Annotated in this window: 23 protein-coding genes and 1 riboswitch; of the genes, 10 read left to right on the top strand and 13 right to left on the bottom strand. The window is 44.7% G+C overall.

All coding sequences use genetic code 11. The features are described from left to right. Positions 1–87: 87 nt before the first annotated feature. From MKY63_RS08385 to MKY63_RS08375, 3 genes are all read right to left on the bottom strand, one after another. Complete coding sequence (locus MKY63_RS08385) at positions 88–1,092, bottom strand: sensor histidine kinase (RefSeq protein ID WP_036682716.1); 1,005 nt, start codon at positions 1,090–1,092, stop codon at positions 88–90. Further along, a complete protein-coding gene (locus tag MKY63_RS08380; RefSeq protein ID WP_036682713.1) occupies positions 1,089–1,778 on the bottom strand; it encodes a response regulator transcription factor in 690 nt (229 codons plus the stop codon). The genes MKY63_RS08385 and MKY63_RS08380 overlap by 4 nt, the downstream gene beginning before the upstream one ends. A 77-nt stretch (positions 1,779–1,855) precedes the next feature. After that, on the bottom strand, positions 1,856–2,746 hold the full coding sequence (locus MKY63_RS08375) for a TetR/AcrR family transcriptional regulator (protein WP_235219480.1): 891 nt from the start codon (positions 2,744–2,746) through the stop codon (positions 1,856–1,858). Between the two features lie 205 nt (positions 2,747–2,951). On the opposite strand from MKY63_RS08375, the gene MKY63_RS08370 reads away from it, so the two are divergent. Continuing rightward, a complete protein-coding gene (locus tag MKY63_RS08370) occupies positions 2,952–4,475 on the top strand; it encodes a DHA2 family efflux MFS transporter permease subunit (protein WP_036682711.1) in 1,524 nt (507 codons plus the stop codon). Between the two features lie 47 nt (positions 4,476–4,522). Here MKY63_RS08370 and MKY63_RS08365 read toward each other — a convergent pair whose 3' ends face one another. Next, positions 4,523–5,569, bottom strand: a complete 1,047-nt coding sequence (locus MKY63_RS08365) for a YncE family protein (protein ID WP_051491257.1) — start codon at positions 5,567–5,569, stop codon at positions 4,523–4,525. 186 nt (positions 5,570–5,755) lie between these two features. Between MKY63_RS08365 and MKY63_RS08360 the strand changes: the two genes are divergently transcribed. Both MKY63_RS08360 and MKY63_RS08355 read left to right on the top strand, forming a co-directional pair. Further along, positions 5,756–6,637 (top strand): nucleotidyltransferase domain-containing protein, encoded by an 882-nt coding sequence (locus MKY63_RS08360; protein WP_036682709.1) that lies wholly within the window; start codon positions 5,756–5,758, stop codon positions 6,635–6,637. A 405-nt stretch (positions 6,638–7,042) separates the two neighbouring features. After that, positions 7,043–7,792, top strand: coding sequence for a WecB/TagA/CpsF family glycosyltransferase (locus MKY63_RS08355; RefSeq protein WP_038568435.1), 750 nt, complete (start codon positions 7,043–7,045; stop codon positions 7,790–7,792). An 898-nt stretch (positions 7,793–8,690) separates the two neighbouring features. On the opposite strand, the gene MKY63_RS08350 is transcribed toward MKY63_RS08355, so the two are convergent. The 8 genes from MKY63_RS08350 to MKY63_RS08315 form a co-directional block, all read right to left on the bottom strand. Further along, on the bottom strand, positions 8,691–9,437 hold the full coding sequence (locus tag MKY63_RS08350) for a hypothetical protein (protein ID WP_339812434.1): 747 nt from the start codon (positions 9,435–9,437) through the stop codon (positions 8,691–8,693). Between the two features lie 228 nt (positions 9,438–9,665). Continuing rightward, complete coding sequence (locus MKY63_RS08345) at positions 9,666–10,499, bottom strand: ABC transporter ATP-binding protein (RefSeq protein ID WP_038574047.1); 834 nt, start codon at positions 10,497–10,499, stop codon at positions 9,666–9,668. A 34-nt stretch (positions 10,500–10,533) separates the two neighbouring features. After that, positions 10,534–11,295 carry an ABC transporter permease gene (locus MKY63_RS08340; protein ID WP_076101296.1) on the bottom strand — a complete coding sequence of 254 codons (762 nt, stop codon included), beginning with the start codon at positions 11,293–11,295 and terminating at the stop codon, positions 10,534–10,536. Continuing rightward, positions 11,292–11,585, bottom strand: a complete 294-nt coding sequence (locus MKY63_RS08335) for an MTH1187 family thiamine-binding protein (protein ID WP_036682688.1) — start codon at positions 11,583–11,585, stop codon at positions 11,292–11,294. The genes MKY63_RS08340 and MKY63_RS08335 overlap by 4 nt, the downstream gene beginning before the upstream one ends. Before the next feature lie 560 nt (positions 11,586–12,145). After that, positions 12,146–13,195, bottom strand: a complete 1,050-nt coding sequence (locus MKY63_RS08330; protein ID WP_036682667.1) for an ABC transporter substrate-binding protein — start codon at positions 13,193–13,195, stop codon at positions 12,146–12,148. A 161-nt stretch (positions 13,196–13,356) separates the two neighbouring features. Then, a riboswitch (TPP riboswitch) is annotated at positions 13,357–13,467 on the bottom strand. A 158-nt stretch (positions 13,468–13,625) separates the two neighbouring features. Further along, positions 13,626–15,089, bottom strand: coding sequence for a hypothetical protein (locus MKY63_RS08325; RefSeq protein ID WP_051491254.1), 1,464 nt, complete (start codon positions 15,087–15,089; stop codon positions 13,626–13,628). 72 nt (positions 15,090–15,161) lie between these two features. After that, positions 15,162–16,001: an MFS transporter gene (locus MKY63_RS08320; protein ID WP_235219479.1), complete on the bottom strand. Its 840-nt coding sequence runs from the start codon at positions 15,999–16,001 to the stop codon at positions 15,162–15,164. Between the two features lie 20 nt (positions 16,002–16,021). Continuing rightward, positions 16,022–16,381, bottom strand: coding sequence for an MFS transporter (locus MKY63_RS08315; RefSeq protein ID WP_235219478.1), 360 nt, complete (start codon positions 16,379–16,381; stop codon positions 16,022–16,024). 160 nt (positions 16,382–16,541) lie between these two features. Here MKY63_RS08315 and MKY63_RS08310 point away from each other — a divergent pair, with 160 nt between their 5' ends. The 7 genes from MKY63_RS08310 to MKY63_RS08280 all read left to right on the top strand — a co-directional run bounded on the left by MKY63_RS08310 (position 16,542) and on the right by MKY63_RS08280 (position 22,076). Then, the gene (locus MKY63_RS08310; protein WP_036682665.1) at positions 16,542–16,961 is read left to right on the top strand and encodes a pyridoxamine 5'-phosphate oxidase family protein; all 420 of its coding nucleotides are present in this window, start codon (positions 16,542–16,544) and stop codon (positions 16,959–16,961) included. Positions 16,962–17,080: 119 nt separating this feature from the next. After that, positions 17,081–17,755, top strand: coding sequence for a response regulator transcription factor (locus tag MKY63_RS08305; protein ID WP_036682664.1), 675 nt, complete (start codon positions 17,081–17,083; stop codon positions 17,753–17,755). Continuing rightward, a complete protein-coding gene (locus MKY63_RS08300; protein WP_036682662.1) occupies positions 17,752–19,179 on the top strand; it encodes a HAMP domain-containing sensor histidine kinase in 1,428 nt (475 codons plus the stop codon). Before MKY63_RS08305 ends, MKY63_RS08300 begins: the two co-directional genes overlap by 4 nt. Positions 19,180–19,249: 70 nt before the next feature. After that, positions 19,250–20,161 carry an ABC transporter ATP-binding protein gene (locus MKY63_RS08295; protein WP_036682661.1) on the top strand — a complete coding sequence of 304 codons (912 nt, stop codon included), beginning with the start codon at positions 19,250–19,252 and terminating at the stop codon, positions 20,159–20,161. Next, on the top strand, positions 20,158–20,874 hold the full coding sequence (locus tag MKY63_RS08290; protein WP_036682659.1) for an ABC transporter permease: 717 nt from the start codon (positions 20,158–20,160) through the stop codon (positions 20,872–20,874). Before MKY63_RS08295 ends, MKY63_RS08290 begins: the two co-directional genes overlap by 4 nt. A 1-nt stretch (position 20,875) precedes the next feature. Continuing rightward, complete coding sequence (locus MKY63_RS08285; protein WP_036682657.1) at positions 20,876–21,610, top strand: ABC transporter permease; 735 nt, start codon at positions 20,876–20,878, stop codon at positions 21,608–21,610. Positions 21,611–21,710: 100 nt separating this feature from the next. Beyond that, positions 21,711–22,076, top strand: a complete 366-nt coding sequence (locus MKY63_RS08280; protein WP_036682656.1) for a metalloregulator ArsR/SmtB family transcription factor — start codon at positions 21,711–21,713, stop codon at positions 22,074–22,076. Positions 22,077–22,439: 363 nt separating this feature from the next. Here the strand turns inward: MKY63_RS08280 and MKY63_RS08275 are convergent, their stop codons facing one another. Next, the gene (locus MKY63_RS08275) at positions 22,440–23,201 is read right to left on the bottom strand and encodes a CPBP family intramembrane glutamic endopeptidase (protein ID WP_036682655.1); all 762 of its coding nucleotides are present in this window, start codon (positions 23,199–23,201) and stop codon (positions 22,440–22,442) included. Positions 23,202–23,397 lie beyond the last annotated feature (196 nt).

The following is a 23,397-nucleotide window of genomic DNA, read 5'->3' as shown; positions in this document are numbered from 1 at the left end:
TCTTCTTGTATAGCCTTATTATAAAAAAGTTTATTGTTCTTATCCTGCGATTGCCCGAACAAAATATAAAAGCATGTGACATTGTTGTCACATGCTTGAGATTTTAACGAATTCATTTTTGAGTGGGAAGGTTAAAGTAAATGTTGTTCCCGCTCCAAGCTTGGATTGAACCCCGATGATGATGAGTAAGGATTGAGCTGCTTTCTGAGCTAAATATAAGCCCATGCCTGTGGCTGCATTGTCGCGATGTACAGTAGTGGAAGTAAACCCTCTATCGAAGATGCGCGGCAGGTCCTTCGGATCTATCCCGCGCCCGGAATCCTTCACCTCAAGAACGATATGTTCAGCTTGCTGGTAGCTATTCACTGTAATATCAGAAGCTTCACTATATTTTACGGCGTTGGTTAGTAGTTGTCTGAGGATAAAAGCCAGCCATTTTGCATCACTAAGCACTTCAGCAGCTTCTAAGTTCAACTCAAAGCCGATTCCCTTCTGAATACACCAAGACTGTAACGTCTTAATCTCACTAAAAATAAGCGTTTCTATATCGATTTGCTCCATATACAGATCGTTTTCAATAAAGGGTATCCGTCTTTGGTGGAGCTGCTGATCCAGCAGCAGATGAATACGCAGCCACTCATAGGTCAAGTGCCTCTTCATAACATCATCTTCTATACGTTCAATCATTAGATGCATTGCGGTCAGTGGAGTCTTTACTTCATGAATCCAGGATAACAGCTCATCCTTCTCTTGCTCCAAGTTCATTAGATTGTCTGAAGCAGTCCTCTTTAACAGTTTCACTTGGTTGGTGATGCTCTCTTCGATGATTTTCTCAAAAGGACTTTCGGCAAGAGCGATACTTGTCAGATCGAGATCATCGTCCCGCTCATTTAAGCTTTTATAAAATCTGGTTTCCTTAGGATAGCGAATGACTAGAAAAATTACGAAAAAAATCATTGATAAAGAGACCAGATAGAGCACTGAAGACAGGGGGATGGTCGGGTCCATAAAGGTGATAAAGAGCATAAATAGATGTACAAAGAGAAAGAGCAGAATCCAACCGAGTCTTTCGAGCAGGTACTTTTTTATCATAGACAATCCTCTTCAATGGCTACGTACCCTTGTCCAACCTTCGTCTCAATAAACGCCCCTAATTCAAGCTCGTCCAGCTTTTTGCGCAGCCGATTTACGTTGACGGTGAGGGTGTTATCACTAATAAAGCGCTTATCGTCCCATAAGCTATTAATTAATTCCTCGCGGGTGACAATTTTATTCTTTTTCTCAATGAGTAATTTCAATATGAAAATCTCATTTTTGGTAAGCTCAATCGATCCCGTGTCGTTGGTCACTGAATTCCGCTCATAATCGACGGTAGCTCCGCACCACGTTTTGAGTTCAATGTTATCCGAATTGTAATTGTACACACGTCGGAGAATGGCTTGCACCTTGGCAATGAGTACATCGAAATGGAAGGGCTTTTGGATATAATCATCGGCTCCCAGCTGCATGGACATCACCATATCTGTCGGATGATCCCGGGAGGATAAGAAGATAATCGGCAGGTTAGAGTGAGAGCGAATCATTCTGCACCAATGAAATCCATCGAATTTGGGTAATTGGATATCAATTATCACTAAATCAGGTTTGATTTCCGTGAATTCCTGCGTAACATTGTTGAAATCTTGAATGCCATATACATCATAAGACCACTGCGTAAGCCGCTCTTTGATCTCATTAAACAGCGTTGTATCATCTTCGATTAATAAAAGCTTGAACAAATCGGTCACCACACTTTTAGTTTCGTACCTTGCGTTTAGAATACGCTTAAACGATTGAAGCCATACTTTGATTGTGCTTAGAGCATTGCAGATAACACTGTCTGATAATGCGCAAATTCCTTCGTTTCATTAAACTGAGGGCACATTTTCAAGGAGAGCAGGGCGCTTTCGATTAAGAACTCTCTTGGTTCCTTGTTGTTCATGATCTCTTCTTGGATAAAATATAACAGCTTTAGTGCATTGGACAGGTTAGGATCATCAGCGGCGAATGATTTATCTATGATTTTTTTTAAGCTCACGGTCGCAAACGATAAATCATTATTAAAAAAATCAGTGTATTCGGCTACAGGTAATAGTTTCCCTACATGATCGGGGGAGATAAGCTGGATTCCTTTTTCGCTTACATCCTCAACAATCGTCTGGATAAGAGTAGTGCAATAATTAATGATTTGTTGAGAGGTAATGACTTCATTCATGGCACTGTTAATTTGCAGCATATGTTGCAAGATGCCTGTGAAAATGATGGCTCCATCCAGTAGATAGGGCTTCTTATCTTCAGAAAATATATGCAGGAAACGTTCATGCACCCAGGTTAATAAGGTGAATTTAGTTTTTTTGATGAACGTAATTAAGTCCGGATCATTGGAGACCAGGGCATCTTCAACCAGCTGCAACAATTTATTTTTCTTATTGATTTTCATAACCAGTTGAACTTGTTTAGCGAATATATCAATGTCAGAGGGGTCCTGGCCAATGAGCAGGCCATTTCTGCCTTCTTCCAGCTGGTCATGAATAGAGGTGAATACAGCTTTAAAGAGATCCCCTTTGGAAGGGAAATAATTATAAAAAGATCCTTTGGAGATCCGGCTGTGATTCAGAATGTCCTGTATGGATGTGGCGTGGTAGCCTTTTTCAATAAATAATTCATGTGCTTTTTGAATCACTTGCTCTTTCCGTTTATTTATCATCTTAGGTGCCCCTTTAAGCTGGACTCTTTTGTGCAAAAAAAACACTTCACGTAGAATAGACTAGCTTATATTTCCACTTAATACAATTTAGTTTTTAAATGAATTCTGACTTGCCAAGCAGTAAATATAAGAGTAATATATTCTACATTGTAACATAAGTTCAAATTTGAACCGACGGTATGATTATAGAATGGAGGATTCCAAAATGAAAACGAAAGAAAGTAAAGCGTCCTATGGGATTTTGGCAATCCTTATGATTGGTGCATTTGTTGCTTTACTAAGTAATACACTACTCAATATAGCTTTACCATCGATTATGAAGGATTTTGATGTCAGTGCCTCAACGGTACAGTGGCTATCGACGGGTTATATGCTAGTGAACGGGATCATGATTCCTTCAACGGCCTTTTTAATTCAAAAGTATACAGCGAGACGATTATTCTTAATCGCCATTGGATTATTTGCAATAGGGACCTTTATTGGAGGCTTTGCTCCAAGTTTCCCTGTATTATTGATTGCGAGAATGGTCCAAGCCTCAGGGGCCGCAATTATGATGCCATTATTAATGAATGTATTGTTTACCACATTTCCACCTGAAAAACGCGGCTCGGCCATGGGGATGTTTGGTTTGGTTATGATTTTTGCACCAGCCATTGGTCCTACACTGTCAGGATGGATTATTCAGCATTATGAATGGCCTGTGCTGTTCTTTATGATTGCACCTATCGCCGTATTGGTGTTCATTCTTGCCTTCTTCAAACTGCATGATCCTAAAAAAGATGTGGCTATTAAAATCGATATTCTATCTGTAGTTCTATCAGCGATTGGGTTCGGGGGTCTTCTATACGGCTTCAGTTCCGCTGGGAATAAAGGATGGGATGATCCAATGGTCTACTCCACCCTTATTATCGGGGTTATTGGTTTAGTGATATTCATAATGCGCCAGATGAGAATGAAGGAGCCTATGCTTAACTTCAGAGTGTACAAATATCCGATGTTCGCTTTATCCTCAGCGATTTCGATTACACTGAATATGGCGATGTTCTCAGCGATGATGTTAATGCCGATTTACCTGCAAAATATTAGAGGCATTTCACCTCTGGATTCGGGACTCCTAATGTTGCCTGGTGCGTTGATTATGGGGGTTATGTCTCCAATCACAGGTAAATTGTTCGATAAATTCGGCGGTAAAGTCTTGGCGTTAATGGGTCTGGCTATCGTAGTGATCAGTACGTATTTCTTTAGTGATCTAACTGAAACAACGAAATATTCGACACTTATGATTTTGTATTCTGTGAGAATGTTCGGGATTTCAATGGTTATGATGCCTGTGATGACCAATGGTCTGAACTCCATCCCGGCTAAATATACACCGCATGGTACAGCCATGAACAGTACGATTCAGCAAGTCTCCGGAGCGATTGGCGGGGCGCTGCTTGTAACGATTATGTCTAACAGTACCACTTCACATGTCAAAGATATGGTAGCAGAAGCTGTGAGTAAATTAACGGCTAAACCTTCTGCAGAGCAATTGCTTGGTATTCAAAACCAAGTCATCGCAAAAGCAACGATCGAAGGAATTAACGATGCGTTCTTAGTGTCAGTAGGCGTAGCCATCATTGCCTTTATCCTAGCTTTCTTCATAAAAAGAGGGATACAGCCTAAGGATACAGAAACAGTCGAAGAAAAAGTGGCTGTTAAACAAGTTTCATCCGCTAGATCGATGTAATTTGCTATGCAGAAAGACGCTCACCTGTGGTGGGCGTCTTTTTTGTCTTAATTAAAAATAGAGCTCTGAGTGAGTCTTGGTCCATCCTGAATGACCGTTATGGAGTCGTTTCCACCTACATAAATTCTATTTGTGAGCGGGTTTAGCACAGTACTGCCTGATACAGAGGGGAATCTTGCGAGCCGTTTAAACGTGGTGGCGTTATAAACGGACATATGATTTTTATCGAAATTACCAACAAATAAATGATTTGTATTCGGATTAATGGTTATGTTGGAGGAAGTAGGAAGAACCTTTGTTGTAATGATTTTGTTGTTATTTCCATTGATGACGAATAGCTTTCCTTTACCTTCAACTTGTGCACTTGAAACAAAAATACGGTTCGTCAGGGGATTTATAACGACCTCGCTTTGCAGACGTCCCAGCTGTACATTACGCAACAATTTGTTGGTTCGGCCATTGATCACAGAAAGAAACCGGCTTAAGTTATTAGCGACATAAATACGATTGGTAATTTTATTAAGTGCTGGCGCTATCACGGGGTTACTTCCGACTTTTATTGTCGCAATGATAGCCTGTGTAGTTCCGTTAATGACGGTGACGCTATCATTTGCTGTATTGGTCACATAGACACGGTTTGTAAGCTCATTGATAACGATTCTGGATGGGCGTCCACCGATTTCAATCTTTTTGCGGACCTGATTTGTTTTCCCGTCTATGACGAATAGGGTTCCGAATGCGCTAGTTACATAAATCAGATTGGTTAGAACATTCACTCCGATATTGTCTGGGAATCGGCCTACTTTGACAGTTTTGATTACCTGGTTTGTCCGCCCGTTTATGACAGAGACATTTTCGTCACGGAAGTTAGGTACATAAATCCGGTTGGTTTGGGGGTTGATTCCGAGCTGAGACGGCAGTCTTCCTACAGGGATCCGAGCGATAATGCGATTAGTTCTGCCCTCCAATACCCCGATAGTTCCAGCCTCGGTGTCTGGGTTTACAAAGTATACTCGATTCGTGACGACATTTACTTTTATATCTCCGATCGGTCCGGCAGAGCGGACTGTAGCAATCACTTTTGGCTGCGCCATGCTTTTACCCCTTTCCAAGTAAATAGATACTTCATTATATTTAGGCTTAGGCAAAAGGGTACTTCATTTATCCTTGCAAGATATATATTAGGAGTGTAGAATGGTACTCCATTATCCAAATATTAGGTTAGGTGTAAGCGTTTTATTTTTTTGAAAAATTGAGATTGATTGGAGGTTGGGGTTGAGATGGTGAAATCAGTGTTGTCGGATATTTTATTAACACCTGATAAGACGCAGCTTCATAGTGAATTGTTAGAGGAAATTGGGCAGTATATCACGCAAGAAATTCTAAATCATCCGTTAATGAAAGAGGAGAGTCAGCGGGTAAGTATTCTCCTTGATGGATCGACCGCACTTGGTGTGGTGGATGAGCAGTCGGATGTGGATGTAATCATTATTTGTCAGGACGAGTATTATAGCAGCATTAATCATCGGTTCGAACAAGCGGGGCTGATCCCGGAGCAAAGTAGTTTTTTTATGGATTTACGACTTCCCAGCGGCAAGTCCGGACATTACACACTGCATAAAATATCAGAAATTAAAGCGGCGTTAATGAGCGGAAATATGGAATGGCTGTGGAATGCTTCTATTTCTTATATCTACTATGACCGATTGGATGTAAAGTCACTTTTTGATGCCTATGTCCCCCTCCAACCTGAAGTCCTAATGAGATTTCGTAAGAATTCATACATACAGTTAAGAAGTTATGCCAAAAGCTTAGATAATCCTGTAGTGCGTGGCGACGCCTTTCCTATTTTATTTTTAGCGGTTTCTCTTTATAAAGAAGCATTACGCTGTGCCATTACTATTGAAGGTTATCCCTACCCCTACGACAAATGGCTGGTACCTGTAGCCAAACAAACGACTGTCGGACGAAAGATTACGGAGTGTGCGGGCGATTTTTGGAGTTTTATTAGAGATGATGAATCCTTTGCCCCTATGTACCAGGAGGATAATAACTTTGTCAAAATGGAAAAACGTTTCCGGAAGATACTTGTAGAGGAATTCCGCATGCGGGGGATCGATGAACCTTGGTTAGTAGAGTGGTGGAAGTTTATGGAGGAGTGAATGGAGCTATAGGGTGAGTGTAGTGGTTGAGTGTAGTGGTTAGTGGCTGGGGTGGTTGGAGAGGTGGCGGAGGGAGTGAAGTGGTTATTGTGAGGTGGAGTGGCTATGGTGGATTGTAGTGGCTGTAGTAGCGTAGTAGCTGTGATGGCTGGAGAGGTGGCGGAGGGAGTGAAATGGTTATTATGAGGTGAAGCTATGGTGGACTGTAGTGGCTGTAGTAGCGTAGTAGCTGTGGTGGCTAGGGTGGTGGAATGGTCGGGTGGTTGAAGTGGCTATAGTGTTTGGGTAAGTGGCTATAGTGTTTGGGTAAGTGGCTGTAGTGATTAAGTAACTTAAATGACTCCCCTTCCTCCTCTTGATTATGGTAAGGTATATTGAAGTGGAATTTTAGTGAGAGGTGATTATATGGACGGGACAGTTTCAATATTAGGAGTTCCCTTTTCAAAACTAACACTACATGAGACAACACTTCATCTAACAAAACATATTCAATCCGGAGAACCGAAACTTTTCCATTTGATCACGGCTAACCCGGAAATTACGATAACAAGTCAATCGGACGAGCTGCTACGAACCATACTTCAAGAAGCGGATTTAATCACTCCTGACGGGATTGGCATTGTGATGGCTTCAAAAAGAAAAGGCGATCCTATTGCTGAGAGGGTAACTGGATATGAGCTGCTTCTTGAGCTTTTGGAGCAAGGAAATAGCTTGGGATGGAGTTTTTATTTCTTGGGAACAGATGAGCTTACCAGTTGTAAAGCGGTCGAAAAGATCACGGAGTTATATTCGAATGTGAAGATTGCAGGAAGACATAATGGTTTTCTTACCAAGGAAGAGGAGCCTGCCATTGTAGCAGAGATTCAGCGTGCACAGCCGGATTTTCTGATCGTTGCGATGGGGGCGCCATACTCTGACAAATGGGTATATAAGCACAAACAGGAGCTTACGCAGGTAAAAGTTGTTTTTGGCGTGGGGGGCAGCTTGGATGTAATAGCGGGAAAAGTTACTCCTGCACCAGCGCTATGGAAAAAACTCAATCTGGAGTGGTTGCATCGACTTTTGTTCGCTCCAGTTGCGAAGGGACAAAAGTCGCGATGGCGCAGACAGGCAGTTCTGCCCAAATTCGTGTTCCGAGCTATGATTAAGAAATGAAGAAAAGGCCTCGTTTATGGGGGCCTTTTTTGGTTCGGTTGGTGTGAGAGGAAGAGGAGGCAGGTGTGAGAGTAGGAAGTAAGGAGTAAGGGGAAGAGTAATAGTGGTTAGTGGGAGTGAGGTGAGGAGTAGGGGGAAGAGTAATAGTGGTTAGTGGGAGTGAGGTAAGGAGTAGGGGCAAGAGTAAGTAGTGGGATTGAGGTAAGGAGTAGGGGCAAGAGTAAGTAGTGGGAGTGAGGTAAGGAGTAGGAGCAAGAGTAAGGAGTGGGATTGAGGTAAAGAGTAGGGGCAAGAGTAAGTAGTGGGATTGAGGTAAGGAGTAGGAGTAAAAGTGAGTAGTAGGATTGAGGTAAGGAGTAGGAGTAAAAGTGAGTAGTGGGATTGAGGTAGGGAGTAGGAGTAAAAGTGAGTAGTGGGAGTGAGGTAAGGAGTAGGAGTAAAAGTGAGTAGTGGGATTGAGGTAGCGAGTAGGAGTAAAAGTGAGTAGTGGGATTGAGGTAGGGAGTAGGAGTAAAAGTGAGTAGTGGGATTGAGGTAAGGAGTAGGAGTAAAAGTGAGTAGTGGGATTGAGGTAGGGAGTAGGAGTAAAAGTGAGTAGTGGGATTGAGGTAGGGAGTAGGAGTAAAAGTGAGTAGTGGGAGTAAGTGTAAGAGTAGCGAGTAGAATGTAAGTGCGACTATAGTTGTGACCTTTAAACAAATTAATAATAATAAACAACACCGATTCTGGTTGATGCCATAGCCTCGTATTTAATTCAAGCTAAAAGCTAAAGGGAAACTATAAGGGCAAAAATGCCCTTGAGTCACTGGAATTCCGCCCGAAGAAGTAAAAGAAAGACAAAAATGCCCTAGAATCGGTGCGATTCCGCCCGAAGTGGTAAAAGAAAGGCAAAAATGCCCTAGATCGGGTGCAATTCAGCCCGAAGCAGCAAATCAACGGTATAAATCCCGCAGAATGAGCCGAATCCGGCCCGACGAAACAAATCAACGGTATAAATCCCGTAGAATGAGCCGAATCTGGCCCGACGAAGCAAATCAACGGTATAAATCCCGTAGAATGAGCCGAATCCGGCCCGACGCAGCAAATCAACGGTATAAATCCCGTAGAATGAGCCGAATCCGGTCCGATGAAGCAAATCAACGGTATAAATCCCGTAGAATGAGCCGAATCTGGCCCGAAGCAGCAAATCAACGGTATAAATCCCGCAGAATGAGCCGAATCCGGCCCGACGAAACAAATCAACGGTATAAATCCCGCAGAATGAGCCGAGTCCGGCTCGACGAAGCAAATCAACGGTATAAATCCCGTAGAATGAGCCGTATCCGGTCCGAAGAAACAAATCAACGGTATAAATCCCGTAGAATGAGCCGAATCCGGCCCGACGCAGCAAATCAACGGTATAAATCCCGCAGAATGAGCCGAATCCGGCCCGAAGCAGCAAATCAACGGTATATATCCCGTAGAATGAGCCGAATCCGGTCCGAAGCAGCAAATCATCGGTATAAATCCCGTAGAATGAGCCGAACCTGGCCCGAAGCAGCAAATCAACGGTATAAATCCCGTAGAATGAGCCGAACCTGGCCCGAAGCAGCAAATCAACGGTATAAATCCCGCAGAATGAGCCGAATCCGGCCCGAAGCAGCAAATCAACGGTATAAATCCCGTAAATGTCCCCAACCCGCCCGGTTTCTACCCGTTACCAACACGGAGGCCGTTTTCGCCACACATTTAATGTGATCCCTACTAGGATGAGTGAAATTTGTTAAATGAGCAGATACATCCGCACCAATTGTAAATATGTTAGGGAATTTATCGCTGCAAATAAATAACTGACACCGCTATACCAGCGATATCAGTTTACAGTGCTTAGCGATTAAGCTAGCGGCTGCCTATTTTTAGCTTGTTCCTCTCGCATCCACTGTGACAACTGGCGTTTGAGCTTAAGGAACTCGGGAGAGTCCGTAATCTCATCACGGCGTGGCCGCGGAAACGGCACATCGACTGTATGCAGGATGGAGCCGGGGCGGCCGGAAAATACATAGATACGATTAGAGAGCAGCAACGCTTCTTCGATGTTGTGAGTAATGAACAGCACAGAGCGGCGATTCTCTTCCCACAGCTCAAGCAGCCAGCGCTGCATTTCACTGCGAGTTAGTGCATCGAGTGCGCTGAAAGGTTCATCCAGCAACATTAGCTCCTGCGGAGCGAGCAATGCTCTGAGAAAAGCTGCACGCTGCTGCATCCCGCCAGACAGCATATGCGGATAAGCATGTTCGAACCCGCTTAACCCAACCTTGGCAAGCCACTGGCGTGCTTCCTCGCGGGCTCCATCCCGCAGTGCGCCCTTGATCTCCCCAGCAAGCAGCACATTATCCTCAATCGTACGCCAAGGAAAAAGAGCAGGCTGCTGCGGCATATAACTAATTTCACCGCGTTGACCTGTAACGACCTTACCGTTCATGCGGATCGTGCCTGCATCGGGTTTCACAAGGCCGCCAATCATATGGAATAAGGTGCTTTTTCCGCAGCCGGAAGGACCAACGATCGAAACGAATTCTTGTTGCTCTACCTTGAGAGAGACATTATTCAGAACTTTTGTCTCACGGCGACGATGGAAAAAAGATTTGGAGATGCCGCTCACTTCAAGGGCGGGTGCCGCGGTATGAGCTTCAGGAGAGCTGGTGACTTCTGTTGTTCTGTGTTGCATTTGCATCGCTTGAGACATACAGGCATCTTCCTTTCTATGAGTTACGGCGCGGCTTCCAGCGAACCAGCCATTTTTCCAGCAATGCAATAATAGCAAAGAGTACAAGACTTAAAAGTACAATAATAACAATAGCGACAAACATCCGATCCGTACGATAAGCGGATTTCTGCAGAAGCATATAATAGCCAATACCCTTATCCGCGCCAATCCATTCAGCGACCACGGCGCCCATAACCGCATAAGTAGCAGATATTTTTACACCGGAAAATAGTGCCGGGATAGAAGAGGGCAGCTCCAGCTTGGTAAAGATTTGCCACTTGCTTGCGCCAGCCATTTTCATATAATTCATCATGACCTGATCACTTTGGGCCAGGCCGCCCATCGCAGCGACAGCTACAGGGAAGAAACATACTAGTGTAATCAGCACGATTTTGGGCAAAAGACCAAAGCCGAACCAGATAATGAGCAGGGGGCCGAGCGCGATGGAGGGAACATTTTGACTCAGAATAATGAGTGGATAAAAAGCCCGTCTAGCCCAAGGCAAAAGATGCAAAAGCAAAGCGACGATCAGACCTACCCCCGTACCGATGGGAAAACCAATTAAAGTGAGCCGCAGCGTAGCCATCGTATGAGCCCAAAGACCAGAAGCGTTACTGGTGGATTCACGGGCAATATCAGCAGGACTCGGCAGAATCCAGGATTCAATATGAAATACAGATACAGATAGCTGCCATACGCTTAAAAAGAAGACGACCGCCACAAGGGGCGGCCATATTAGCTTCCAGGTCGATCTCACGGCCGATATTTCTCCGTCAATTTATCCATGCTGATTCCGTTAGGATTATGAGCGATTTTGATCTGCGAAATTACGCTTGGACTGCCTGCTTCGATCAACGCCTCTTGCATCTGACGCACAACCTCCAGCAGCTCGCTAAGCTCACCTTCCATTGTGGTTTCCAGCGGATTCACCTGATGTTTAACACCGGATTTTTGAATGACCTCAATCGCTTTATCTACGTATGGGATGGAATCCTCATTGTTCGGAGTTTTTGGAATTACTTGAATGCTTAGTAGGGTGTTAGCCACAATAATCAATCCTCTCATTTTATAAGGTAAGTTCAAAAAGCCAACTTTGATAACGAAGTAATTCAGGAAGCAAACTCGACATCGAATCTTGAACGAACTTGGGAAGTCCGGTACTCACGTAGCACATCACTACGCTCCGTTCCTCCTTCCTCAAGTAACGTCCAACCTTCTTGGTTCTGAAAGCCGACTTTTTGAGCTCTTAAATTATAAGGTGAGTTCAAAAAGCCAACTTTGATAACGAAGTAATTCAGGAAGCAAACTCGACGTCGAATCTTGAACGAACTTGGGAAGTCCGGTACTCACGTAGCACATCACTACGCTCCGTTCCTCCTTCCTCAAGTAACGTCCAACCTTCTTGGTTCTGAAAGCCGTCTTTTTGAACTCTTAAATTATAAGGTAAGTTCAAAAAGCCAACTTTGATAACGAAGTAACTCAGGAAGCAAACTCGACGTCGAATCTTGAACGAACTTAGGAAGTCCGGTACTCACGTAGCACATCACTACGCTCCGTTCCTCCTTCCTCAAGTGACGTCCAACCTTCTTGGTTCTGAAGTCCGCTCTCTACTCCGCCGGTAAAAAATCATTACTGAATGCACTAGCAGCATCCAGCGGTTTATCCAGCAACTTCAGATCATACATCCAGTCGCCGTAATTTTGCCAGACCTCGGTTTTTTGCTCGCCCCAGCGGGCAGCATCGTCCTTGTATTTTGGGCTAAGCCATTTTTGGCTAGCTAGGACAAGGTCGGCGTCCAGGTCAGGAACGGCCTTCGATAACATACCGGCAGCCTCTTCCGGATGATCAATGGCATATTGATAACCTTTTGATGTGGCTTTCATGAAGGCCTTCACCAGCTCAGGATGATCTGCAATTTGCTTCTCACTCGTCGTCAGCACAGGCGTGTAATAATCGAGCTGTGGCGCATAATCCTTTAAGTACAGCATATCCAATGGCTCGCCACGCAACTCAGCCTCAACGCCAGTCCAAGCGTAGAAAATCCAGGCGAAATCAATGTCACGTTTGACGGCGGTAAAATAATCAGCTTCACCGATACTTATCAGCTTCACCTTTTTCACATCGCCACCTTCAGGATCCATGATAGCTTTCATGGCTGCTTCTTCGGCCGGTGAGCCCCAGCCTCCGTAGGTTTTACCTTCGAAATCCTTTGGTGATTTAATATTGCGATCTACTGGAGCGGCGAATCCCGATGTATTATGCTGAATAATAGCTGCTATCGAGACAAGGGGGACGCCTTGTAGACGGGCTAGAGTTAATCCTTCTTGCGCGCTGATGCCAAATGCGGCCTCGCCAGAAGTAACCATAGTATCAGAACCCGCTGCGCCTGGTTGAACGATTTCGACGTCCAGACCTTCTTCAGCGTAGTAACCAAGATCCTTAGCTACGTATAGACCGGTATGATTCGTGTTCGGTGTCCAGTCGAGTGCGACTTTAACTTTGGTGAGCTCTTTTGGAGCATCCGTCCCAGCCGCTGCAGTTGGATCAGTAGCATTTGCTTTGTTTCCGGCTGTATTCCCATTGTTGCTGCCGCATCCGGCAACGGCAAGAATGAGTACACAGGTGAGGCACAACGTAAGTGCTTTTTTGAGGTGCATGTCTTCTTCTCTCCTTTAAGGTTACAAGAATCCCGTCTTCACAACATGAACCGTAAAGTGTAGTATGTACGTTTTTCTACATCTTTTAGTGATCTTACAAAAAAAGCGCCCCGAGTGATCGGGACGCTGGCTTGGCGCAAGGTTAGTCAAGGTCACAGGGACCAGAACCAATTGGCGATTCCTACGCTGGCATTATCCAGATCAGGTATAAGGGTCAGTATCTTGTGGGATACAATCTCAGCCGGCCAATTCCAGCACCCCTGGTTCTATGAAGTTAACGGGTATTTCTATGTGCAATATAAGTAAGCATAAGTTTTGTACCTATACTTAATGTCTTATATTTCTCGCATACGGTGTATTATAGACGGCTGTACTCGGAATGTCTAGTAGTGCACTCCTGAATTTTTCCAATCCAGTAGTTTCTTTTTTGCTAGTCTAGATCTTTATATTTCTTGCGGTGACGCCGTTTAAGCTCACTAACCAGCGCCCCTAGCGTGAGGACAACGCTGATCAGAATCCCGCTCATGATCACGAAGAGGGCAAGAAATTCAAAGGGGGAATATCCAATCATTTTACTCCATTGAATCTTTCCATCCAGATCGTCAATGACCTGATTCATGCCGTAAATCCCGCTTACTACCGTAAATACAGTGAGAATCATCAGCAGATTATCCCGTCGCTTGGACTGAAACTTATCCTGATACTGAAACAGGTCATTTAAGGTTTCTTTCACTTCCTCGAATAAAGCGTCGTTTCCGTATACTTTACGCAGCTGAAGAAATATCTCCCGGCCCTGCGACTGGGAAATCAACTCCAAGAAGTAGAACTTTGCCGAGAACTTATTGATGGAATAGATTAGATTGTCTATTTCCTCATAATCATGATTAATCCGAAGTCGGGAGTGCATATTGGCGAGCTTCAGCAGAACGATTTTGTGGAAAATATTGAGTAAAAATCCGTAATAATATTGCCCATACATCTGGTTGGCTAGACTTACAGCAATCTCCTGTTCAGCCCGGGTCATGCAGCAAAAGGTCTGCTCATTCATCATATAATACGTGTCTGGGCCCCAGCGATTATAGGAATGCTCATGACAATAGTTTGCAATATACGCTGGATCGCTTGCACTGGCATAGGGCTTTCCGTTCAGATCAATTCCATCAAGCTGTGAGGCGCGATAGCGTAGATTTACACTAATCTCATCAGAACCTTCTTCATTCTGAAAGCCGTAAAAAGCTTGCACCTGCATTCTTTCATCTACGAAAAAAGGAAGGGTCTCAAAATAAGCCCCATTGATATCCGATTGATCCAGATATGGCTCCAGTCCATCCACCAAATTTCGGAAGACAAAATCCTCTACCATCTCATAGGTCTGTTCCCCGCAATGAATATAAGTGTAGTCATCCTGTATGAAGGTTTTCTCTAGCGCACGGAAACGATCCGCGAATTCTAGGGCAATACTAAAGGGAATCGAATCCCCCTCCAGCTGGACACGTATCGTCACGAATCCAAGCTGAAAGGGACATATGAATATATCCGTCGAGAGAATTTTGAAAAATATAGATTGCTGCGGAATCTCCAGAATGCAGTCGAGATTATTTACTCTGGAAAAACGGCGAAACGAGTCGGCATCCTTCCTGCGCGGAAAAAGGACGTGTGCGGCAAACGGTAAATAGGTGCGCTCCATTCGTTCATGGGAAACACAGTAACCTTCTCCATAATAGGCAGCTTCCAGTTCTTTGTTATCCAGAAAAAAACGTGTGAATCCGTCGTCCTGTAATTGCTGGATAAGCTGCTTAGAATCGCCCTTTTTTATAGAGAAGGGAAATATAAACTGCATAAGCGCAGTATGTAACAAAGGCTCAGTTGAAGACTCATTTAAAGACTCATTCATTCATTGTCCATCCTTGTGCTCAGAATATGCTTATAGATCACATTACCCTAAAAGGATAACGTTGATACTATTCTAAATACTGGAACTCTTTCCTTCCACCGCTTGCCTGGCTTGGAATCTCCATGCGGCAATGCTTAGCAGGAACAAGAAGGCAGCAAAAGTGGCAAGTAATCCGGCTGTTTGTGCCACTTCTAAATGGTCCATAGACCAGCCCGTAAACAGAGGTAGCAAAGCACCACCAACGCCTCCGGAAGCAATCATAATGCTGGGTGTTGACTCTTCGGTGCCAGGCAGCATTTTGCTGGAGAAAACCAATGCAATGGAGAAAATACCGGACATAAACAGCCCCAGCAGCAGAATTACAATGAAAGCAGTCATTCGATTGTCAGTGAACGGAAAGAGTGTCAGCAGTAACAAGGTTAGTAAACAGCTGCTGAGAATGTACGCGCGATAAGATATTTTTTCGGCAATTACACCCGCAAACAATCTTCCTGTAGACATCGCCAGCCAAAAGAAAGTGACTGTCAGTGCTGCCGCAGACTCTGTCATCCCTAGCTTGGCAATAAAGATAGCCGGCATAAAGTTGACTAAACTCATCTCTGTGCCTACATAAAGAAAAAAGAAAACGATGAAGATCCCTAGCAGAATCCATTGCTTACCTTTATACGGAAATTTTTTGTTAGAACGTGAGCTTGAGGAATGCGAATTGTCTGCTCCTTGGACAGAGGCACGTTCATCCAGCATGCGTTGTAGATTACCGAAGTGTCCTCTTGCCCAGAGGATAAGAGAAATCAAAGAGAAGGCAGCGACGATTAGAAAGGCCAATCTCCACGCTCCGGCAGCAATGAGCGGACTGGCGATAAGCGGCATCACGAGTGCGCCTATCCCGAATAGAACTTCGAGCCGGCTCATCGCAATAGCCGTTCCTTCGGTTACAGCACCAATAATGATGGTGCCATAACCGCTTCGATCATCCCGAAACCAAAACCTGCGGCAACAGCGATAAAATACATCCAGCCCCAAGGCGGTAGAAAGGCATAGGCAACTTCTGCAACTATTAGAAGACTGGTGGCAATGAGGATGCCTCCACGTTTACCGAAGCGGCGATTAAGTAGGGGAGAGACCAACACGCCTGCTAAAAAACCAGCGAATTGACTAAAGATTAATTCACCGCCAGCACTGTAATTTTGATCATAATGTTGCAGTAGAACGGGCAGAATAGATCCCAGCACAACATGTGCCAGACCGATAACGAAGTAGGAGAGACAGCCGATCCAAATCAGTTTTTTCACGAAGTAAGCTCCTTATCTTGATGTAGTTTATGGAGTAAGGTCGGATTCAATGTGAACCTGAAGGGTACATTATAATAAGCACCATTGTTATGATAAATCCAAACGGTGAGCTTGGATATATAAACTTTTGTTTACATGCTTGAAGGGAGAGATTTACGTAATGGATAACAAACAACTGGAACAACTCATTATTAAAGCATTGGATGACAACAAGTTCGGTTCCTTTGGTACGATCGAAGAAGGAAATAAGCCGAAAGTACGTTATATGGCCATTTTCCATGAGGGTTTGAAGATTTATTTGGCTACAAATCGCAAAACTCATAAAGTGGAGGAGCTATCCGATAATCCGAATGCTTTTGTACTGCTTGGCTATGAGGCCGGCGGAAGCAAAGATGTGCTGGAGATTGAAGCGACCGCTACCGTCTCTAAGGATGAAGGCTTGCGCTCCAAGGTATGGAATAAAGAGCTGGAGCCATGGTTTACTGGACCTGATGATCCTAATTATGTGATTTTGGAGCTTACTCCAACACGTATTGAGTATGTAGGTAGCAATAAAGAGCATGGAGTATGGCAGCCATAAGCTATAGCCTTGAATTGATCAAACAGCCCTCCTATCCCCTATGGGGTAGGAGGGCTGTTTGATGTGTTATAATGACTTCAACTTTTTAGGTATTCATATCGGGGAGGAGCTAAAGCTACATGAGCGTTACTCTGTTATATATTGAAGATGATCGTGAGATTGGCAGCGTAGTGTCTGCTGATTTAAGCGAAAGAGGATATAGTGTCCGCTGGCTACGGAGCGGCGAAGGTGCGATGGAAGAAGCCGGCGCCTGCCAACTGGCTATTCTCGATGTTATGCTTCCTGGTCTGGATGGGTTTACGATCGGGCAACGATTGAAACGTTCCTACCCTAAGCTGCCCATTTTAATGCTCTCCGCCCGAACCTCGATTGATGATAAGCTGCAAGGTTTGGAATTCGCAGATGATTACTTGACCAAGCCTTTTCATCCGGATGAATTGGCCGCTCGAATCGAGGTGCTGCTCAGACGGAATGGGGCATCTGTACAGGATTCGCTCACACTTAAACATCTGGTCGTATATGAAGGGGATAACCGCGTGATAAATGCTCAGACTCAGGAAGAAATCATGCTTACAGGCAAGCAATTTCAGATTTTTTCCTATTTGCTGCGTCATCTTAACCAAATTATGACGAAGGAGCAGATCTACGAGGCCGTGTGGGGTGAGGCTTATATCGAAGGGGATAAAACTCTGATGGTACATATTCGTTATTTGCGCGAAAAGCTGGAGCTTGATCCGGGTAATCCGGAAATTATCGAAACTGTCCGTGGGATCGGATACCGGGTAAGAGCATGAGAGGATTGGAGCGCATTCGCAAGAAACGCAATTCCTCTTTGTTATCAGGGTATTTGCTAATTATCGTTTCTGCACTGCTATTTATCCCTGTGGTCCTTCCGCTGTCTTTTGTTGGCTACAATATTGTTAACGAAGTGACTAAAGGTGCCCCGCCTGTAGATACATCCCTGTATTCGAATATTGCACCGCTGGAGACTATGTGGCATAAGGAGGCACTTCACTTAGAAAATGCTTCTTCGGAAGCCATAAATCAGCGGCTGCATGAACTGAGTCGAAAATACACTGAGACTACTATGTTTTGGGTAGACGGGCAGGGAAAAACCCAGCTGATTCTCACACCTGATGAAGGGGATACGGATAAGATTTACCATGAAGTTCCTGATCAGTGGACTGCGGCTGAGGCTATTTCATTTATGAAAGAAAGTACGAATCGTGATCCTTTAGCGATCGTTGCTTTCGTGGGGGACAAGGTGGAGGCAGGCAAGGGATTTATAGTGATGCAAATTCCAAGTGAGCTGCTGAACAAAGGGGCTTATGGGGGATTAGGGGCTTGGGCTTGGTATAACTTTGTGTTATTTACCCTTTTTGGAGGGTTCGCTCTGGTTTCGTGGATGTTCTTTAGAAAAATTCGCAAACGGCTATTGCAACTGCAAACCGCGATGACGATTACAGGCCCGGATAGAATGCCTAAGTCTATAGTGACAGGCAAACTGGACGAGATCGGTCGCCTGGAGGAAGCTTTTAATACGATGGTAACCAAACTGGATGAAAGCCGACGCAGGGAAATAGAAGAGGAAGAGTTGCGTAAGCGTCTAGTCTCGAATCTATCTCACGATTTACGTACACCTCTAACCGTCATTCGCAGCCATATCCATGTTATGACCAAAGAGGATCTGACCTCAAAAGGTAAGCAGTCCTTACAGCTTATGGATGAGCGTATTGCGGATCTTAGCGTCCTGATCGAGAATCTTTTGTCTTACAATCTGCTCAATAGTGGACGGGTAACCTTAAAGCTGGAACGTAAAGATGTTTTACGCTTGTTGCGGGAAAGTGCGGCTGCTTGGTACCCCGTATGGGAAAAAGAGGGCTTCGACATTGATATTAACCTGGAAGCCGAACCGCTATTCTGGAGGGTGGATGAGGTCTGGTTCCGCCGTATTCTCGATAATTTGTATCAAAACATTGTACGACATGCCAGCAGCGGGCATTATGTCGGGATCTCAACGGAGCAACGTAATGAACAACGTGCCATAATTATTGCGGATCATGGTCGAGGCATTCAGAGTCCATCCGATTACAAGGGGGCAGGTTTGGGATTGTCTATCGTCGATCTTTTGATGAAGCATATGGAGCTGGAATGGGTTATGGAGAGCACAGGCGAAGGCACTTCTATTGTAATCTTTGATCCGCGTCGTGAAATTTAAACAAAACTTAAACTTGGCACTTCCTTGTTCTTAACCTTGGGACGTTATGCTGTATACCGAGGTGAAGAACATGGAAGAAACAGTGATTAAAACTAAGGATTTATTGAAAAAATATCGTGGCCGGGCTGCGGTAGAAAATTTGAATTTAAATATCCGCAAGGGTGAGATTTATGGTTTTCTGGGTCCCAACGGAGCTGGGAAAACTACAACAATCCGTATGCTGCTTGGCCTAATTACACCGACATCTGGAAAAATTGAAGTGTTCGGCCAGGATCTTCGGAAGAATAAGCTGCAAATTTTACGGAAGGTAGGGTCGCTTGTCGAATCCCCCTCGTATTATGGGCATCTGAGCGCTGTGGACAATCTCGAAGCGATCCGCCGCATTCTGGATGTTCCGAAGTCACGAATCGCTGAGGTGCTAGATATTGTTTCTCTAACCGGGGAAGAGAGACGTCCGGTCAAAGGGTTCTCCCTCGGGATGAAGCAGAGACTTGGTATCGCAGCTGCCTTGTTAGGGAATCCAGAGCTGCTTATTCTGGACGAGCCAACGAACGGACTCGACCCGTCAGGGATTCAGGAAATTCGTGGGCTTATCAAACGTTTGCCACAGGAGCAAGGAATTACGGTTGTAGTATCCAGTCACCTGCTTAGTGAAATTGAACAAATGGCAGATACCGTGGGTATTATTCGCCAAGGGCAAATGGTGTACCAAGATACAATAGCTAATCTGCAACAACAGGCTGCTGGCGAGATACGCCTTGCGGTTTCGGAACCAGAGTCTGCGTTACGTCTCGCTGGAGGCCGGGGGTATGAAGGGACACTACATGAGCAAAAACTGATTTTTTCAAGAATGAACGATGCAAGAGTAGCGCTGCTAGTCAAAGCTTTGGTAGAGAATGGGCACGCTGTCTATCGTGTAGAGGAGCGGAGACAATCGCTTGAGGACTTCTTCCTACAGGTTGTGGGAGGCGGGGAATCATGATGTGGCGGGCGTTGTCAGCGGATTGGCTTAAAATCCGCGGCAAAGGAATTTGGTTTCTAGTGTTTCTAGGACCGATTGGTCTAGTAGCCATGCAGGGCCTTAACTTTGGCCTTCGTTATGATTATCTGCGTCAGCAGTATAGCGCGGATTTATGGGGAGGACTACTGGATAATGTGTCCGGGTTTGTGCCCACAGCTCTTTTTCTGGGAGGCACTTTAGTATGCTCGCTGATTGCAAATGTCGAACATCAGATGAGCTCGTGGAAGCAGCTCTTGGCACTGCCTATCTCCCGTACTTCAGTGTTTATGGCTAAGCTAACGCTCTGTCTGCTGCTTGTGGCAGTTTCCTGTTTGTTGCTCTCAGTGGGGATAGTTGTTTTAGGGCTTATTTTGGGCTTCAAAGCTGATCTTACTCCTTATGTGGATGTACTCAGAATTGGCTTTATGTCCTATATTGCGGCTCTGCCGGTCATCGCGCTACAGCTGTGGCTTTCCCTGGCTAATCGTAATCAGACACTGCCGGTTGCCCTGGGGATCACATTATCCTTGACGTCATTTTTCTCCATGTTCCTTTCGGAGTGGGTGCCTTTAACATGGCCATATTTGGCGTGGGACTCCTCTAATCGCCTCTTGTTCAGCGGTGCGGGTCTGCTGCTGGGAATGCTGGTGTTTTTGCCGGGTGCAGTGCATTTCGCTCGAAAGGATGTGGATTAAGATGAAGTCATTTTGGAGAGTATTATCCTCAGAGCGATTAAAAATGTCTAAATCATATGTTTGGCTTTTAGTCATAGGAAGTCCGGTTTTATCACTGGTTCCCGGATTGTTATCGGATAATCAAGGCGAGAAGATGACTTGGGAGCTGCTGTTAAGTGTGATGTCAATGATGCATGCTTTGCTGTTTCTGCCTGTGCTTTCAGGCATTTTTGCGGCCCTGATCTGTCGTTATGAGCATCATGACGGTGGCTGGAAGCTATTGTTGTCTCTGCCTGTAACCCGGTTGTCGGTGTATCTCTCAAAATATGTGATGATCATCGGATTGCTGGCTGCTGTGCAAATAACGTTCCTCGTTATGGTGCTGGGAATGGGCTTGTTCCGTGGGGCTCCAGATCCAATCCCTTGGGCGCTGCTGCTAAAATCAGTATTTGGCGGCTTTGTAGCCTGCCTACCACTCGCCGCATTGCAGCTGGCGATCTCGCAAAGCTGGAGCAGCTTCGGCGCACCGCTGGCGCTGAATGTGAGTCTGACTATTCCCAATATACTGATCGCTAATTCTTCAACCTACGGCCCCTATTATCCTTGGGTACAGCCGATGTTAGCCATGAGTCCTTATGGTGATGACGGATTTGGTGCCTTTAATCTGCCTTTAGAGACACTGATGATGATAGTGGGAGGGAGCTTGATTGTCTTTTTTGCCGCAGGACTAATCTCCTTTTATCGTAAAGCAGTCTGATTCACAATCAGAGGCTATAAACTCCTCCTCAATGGACATCCCGTGCTGTTTTTCTTATAATTAAAGAATATAATTAGCTAAGATGGAGGAGGGCGAGAGCATGGAGCCAACGGCATTAGAAGATTGCGACAATACATGCAAGGGTTCAGAGCTTGAACCGGAATCCATTGCATTGATCCTGCCAGACCGTGGGATTACTGATAAAATGGCAGAAATGTTCAAAGCGTTGGGTGATCCAACACGAGTGCGGCTCATTTACGCTTTGTCCCAGCAAGAATTATGTGTACATGATTTGTCCGTGATCCTTGATATGGGCCAATCTGCGATATCCCATCAGCTCCGTTATTTACGGAATCTACGGATCGTGAAACGCCGTAAAGAGGGGAAAACGGTATTCTATTCGCTGAACGATGCGCATGTGGAGCAGATCTTTTTGCAGACCCACGAGCATGTCCGACACGAATAGCTAGTTGCAAAAAGGGGGACTCCCAGCAGCCATTGGATGGCTTTTGGGAGTCCCTCTTTTTATTATGCCGACGAGTCCTGATCATCCGCTACGGCTTACGGACCCAGTTGACCTTATTTGCAAAATTAACGCTTTTTGAGCAGAGTTGCGGACCTCAGTGCAGTTATTCCTTAGAAAGAGGTCTGATTTTGCTCTTTTTCATGCCTATAGCAGCTATGGGGTCCGATAATATGCTAAATCGGGGATAATACTGCTTTTAGGGTCAACTGGGTCCGTTAGCTGTGTGGGTTGCGACAAATATTGCTCTAATGAAACCAAGTTGAATCAACTGAAGCTTTGTATTTTGAAGCAAGGGTTAGCTTATTAACTGGCTTGATTTAGGTTCTTCGTTAGGTTTGGTTTTCTAAAGGACAACACTAGCCAGACACATTGCACTGCGAGCACTAGCAGGATAAATAGATCGATTCCCATGTATTCACTCGTATTATCATTGCCCACAAACTGAATTAAATTATGTATAAAATGAAAGGATATCAGCGGAAGAATATTATTATTTTTTAGCATCAGCAAGGCTAGCGCAAAACCGATCAGAAGCGCATATACGAGTTGTAGAAGAATTTGTGTGATATCTGTGCCGGATAATGCATTAAGTAAGTGGGTAATAGAGAAGAGAATGCTTGAAGTGATCACTGCTGTTTTAGCCCCTTTAGGAAGCAAGGTCTTAAAAATCAAACCGCGATAGATGCTTTCCTCCACAAAAGCGACCAGCAGGGTGAAAAAAATAAAGAACAGTACCTCGGATGCGCTGATCTCACGAAAACCCTTAAAGGATATGGTAATCAGGACCACTACTAGTGGGGCATAATAGATCCAGTTGCCCGAGGATATGGTGTTTAGAGGTCGGAAGCCGAGCGTGCTCCATTTGCGCTTAACTGTAAAGTAGATGATGAGTACAAGCGCGATTGGGATGAAGGAGATAAGTACAGGGGCGTTGTACGCAAGTTCCTTAATGGTTGCGTAAGCCCCGGCGGCAGTTACGGCTACAAGTAATAACACCTCGATAATAACTACGCTCCAAATGGGGTGTTTCTGTGAAAAAGAAGACGTTTTGGCTAGCTTTGACATGTTCTAAATTCATCCCTTCTGTGTAAATCATTTGCCCATCGAGCTTCATTGATAATGGGGTCATTCGTATGTAAGAAACTTACTTTCGGTCATACATGATTTTACATATTTTCACGTAAAGGTCAATTGATTTAATTTTTAAGATAATGTAGAAAAATGGTGTATATCGCGTATTGACCTTGAAATATAAAGGGAA

The organism is Paenibacillus sp. FSL R7-0189, from assembly GCF_037969925.1.
GTDB lineage: Bacteria > Bacillota > Bacilli > Paenibacillales > Paenibacillaceae > Paenibacillus_AQ > Paenibacillus_AQ odorifer.
The sequence above is the reverse complement of the archived record's forward strand: the minus strand, read 5'-3'. Positions and strand labels throughout refer to the sequence as shown.

What these genes read in the sequence shown, in the direction of transcription:
- MKY63_RS08295 (WP_036682661.1), top strand. Translation starts at nt 19,250, where the DNA reads ATGGAAGAAACAGTGATTAAAACTAAGGATTTATTGAAAAAATATCGT.
- MKY63_RS08375 (WP_235219480.1), bottom strand. Translation starts at nt 2,746, where the DNA reads ATGATAAATAAACGGAAAGAGCAAGTGATTCAAAAAGCACATGAATTA.
- MKY63_RS08365 (WP_051491257.1), bottom strand. Translation starts at nt 5,569, where the DNA reads ATGGCGCAGCCAAAAGTGATTGCTACAGTCCGCTCTGCCGGACCGATC.
- MKY63_RS08330 (WP_036682667.1), bottom strand. Translation starts at nt 13,195, where the DNA reads ATGCACCTCAAAAAAGCACTTACGTTGTGCCTCACCTGTGTACTCATT.
- MKY63_RS08305 (WP_036682664.1), top strand. Translation starts at nt 17,081, where the DNA reads ATGAGCGTTACTCTGTTATATATTGAAGATGATCGTGAGATTGGCAGC.
- MKY63_RS08300 (WP_036682662.1), top strand. Translation starts at nt 17,752, where the DNA reads ATGAGAGGATTGGAGCGCATTCGCAAGAAACGCAATTCCTCTTTGTTA.
- MKY63_RS08275 (WP_036682655.1), bottom strand. Translation starts at nt 23,201, where the DNA reads ATGTCAAAGCTAGCCAAAACGTCTTCTTTTTCACAGAAACACCCCATT.
- MKY63_RS08385 (WP_036682716.1), bottom strand. Translation starts at nt 1,092, where the DNA reads ATGATAAAAAAGTACCTGCTCGAAAGACTCGGTTGGATTCTGCTCTTT.
- MKY63_RS08345 (WP_038574047.1), bottom strand. Translation starts at nt 10,499, where the DNA reads ATGCAACACAGAACAACAGAAGTCACCAGCTCTCCTGAAGCTCATACC.
- MKY63_RS08360 (WP_036682709.1), top strand. Translation starts at nt 5,756, where the DNA reads ATGGTGAAATCAGTGTTGTCGGATATTTTATTAACACCTGATAAGACG.
- MKY63_RS08280 (WP_036682656.1), top strand. Translation starts at nt 21,711, where the DNA reads ATGGAGCCAACGGCATTAGAAGATTGCGACAATACATGCAAGGGTTCA.
- MKY63_RS08290 (WP_036682659.1), top strand. Translation starts at nt 20,158, where the DNA reads ATGATGTGGCGGGCGTTGTCAGCGGATTGGCTTAAAATCCGCGGCAAA.
- MKY63_RS08325 (WP_051491254.1), bottom strand. Translation starts at nt 15,089, where the DNA reads ATGAATGAGTCTTTAAATGAGTCTTCAACTGAGCCTTTGTTACATACT.
- MKY63_RS08355 (WP_038568435.1), top strand. Translation starts at nt 7,043, where the DNA reads ATGGACGGGACAGTTTCAATATTAGGAGTTCCCTTTTCAAAACTAACA.
- MKY63_RS08370 (WP_036682711.1), top strand. Translation starts at nt 2,952, where the DNA reads ATGAAAACGAAAGAAAGTAAAGCGTCCTATGGGATTTTGGCAATCCTT.
- MKY63_RS08310 (WP_036682665.1), top strand. Translation starts at nt 16,542, where the DNA reads ATGGATAACAAACAACTGGAACAACTCATTATTAAAGCATTGGATGAC.
- MKY63_RS08320 (WP_235219479.1), bottom strand. Translation starts at nt 16,001, where the DNA reads ATGAGCCGGCTCGAAGTTCTATTCGGGATAGGCGCACTCGTGATGCCG.
- MKY63_RS08285 (WP_036682657.1), top strand. Translation starts at nt 20,876, where the DNA reads ATGAAGTCATTTTGGAGAGTATTATCCTCAGAGCGATTAAAAATGTCT.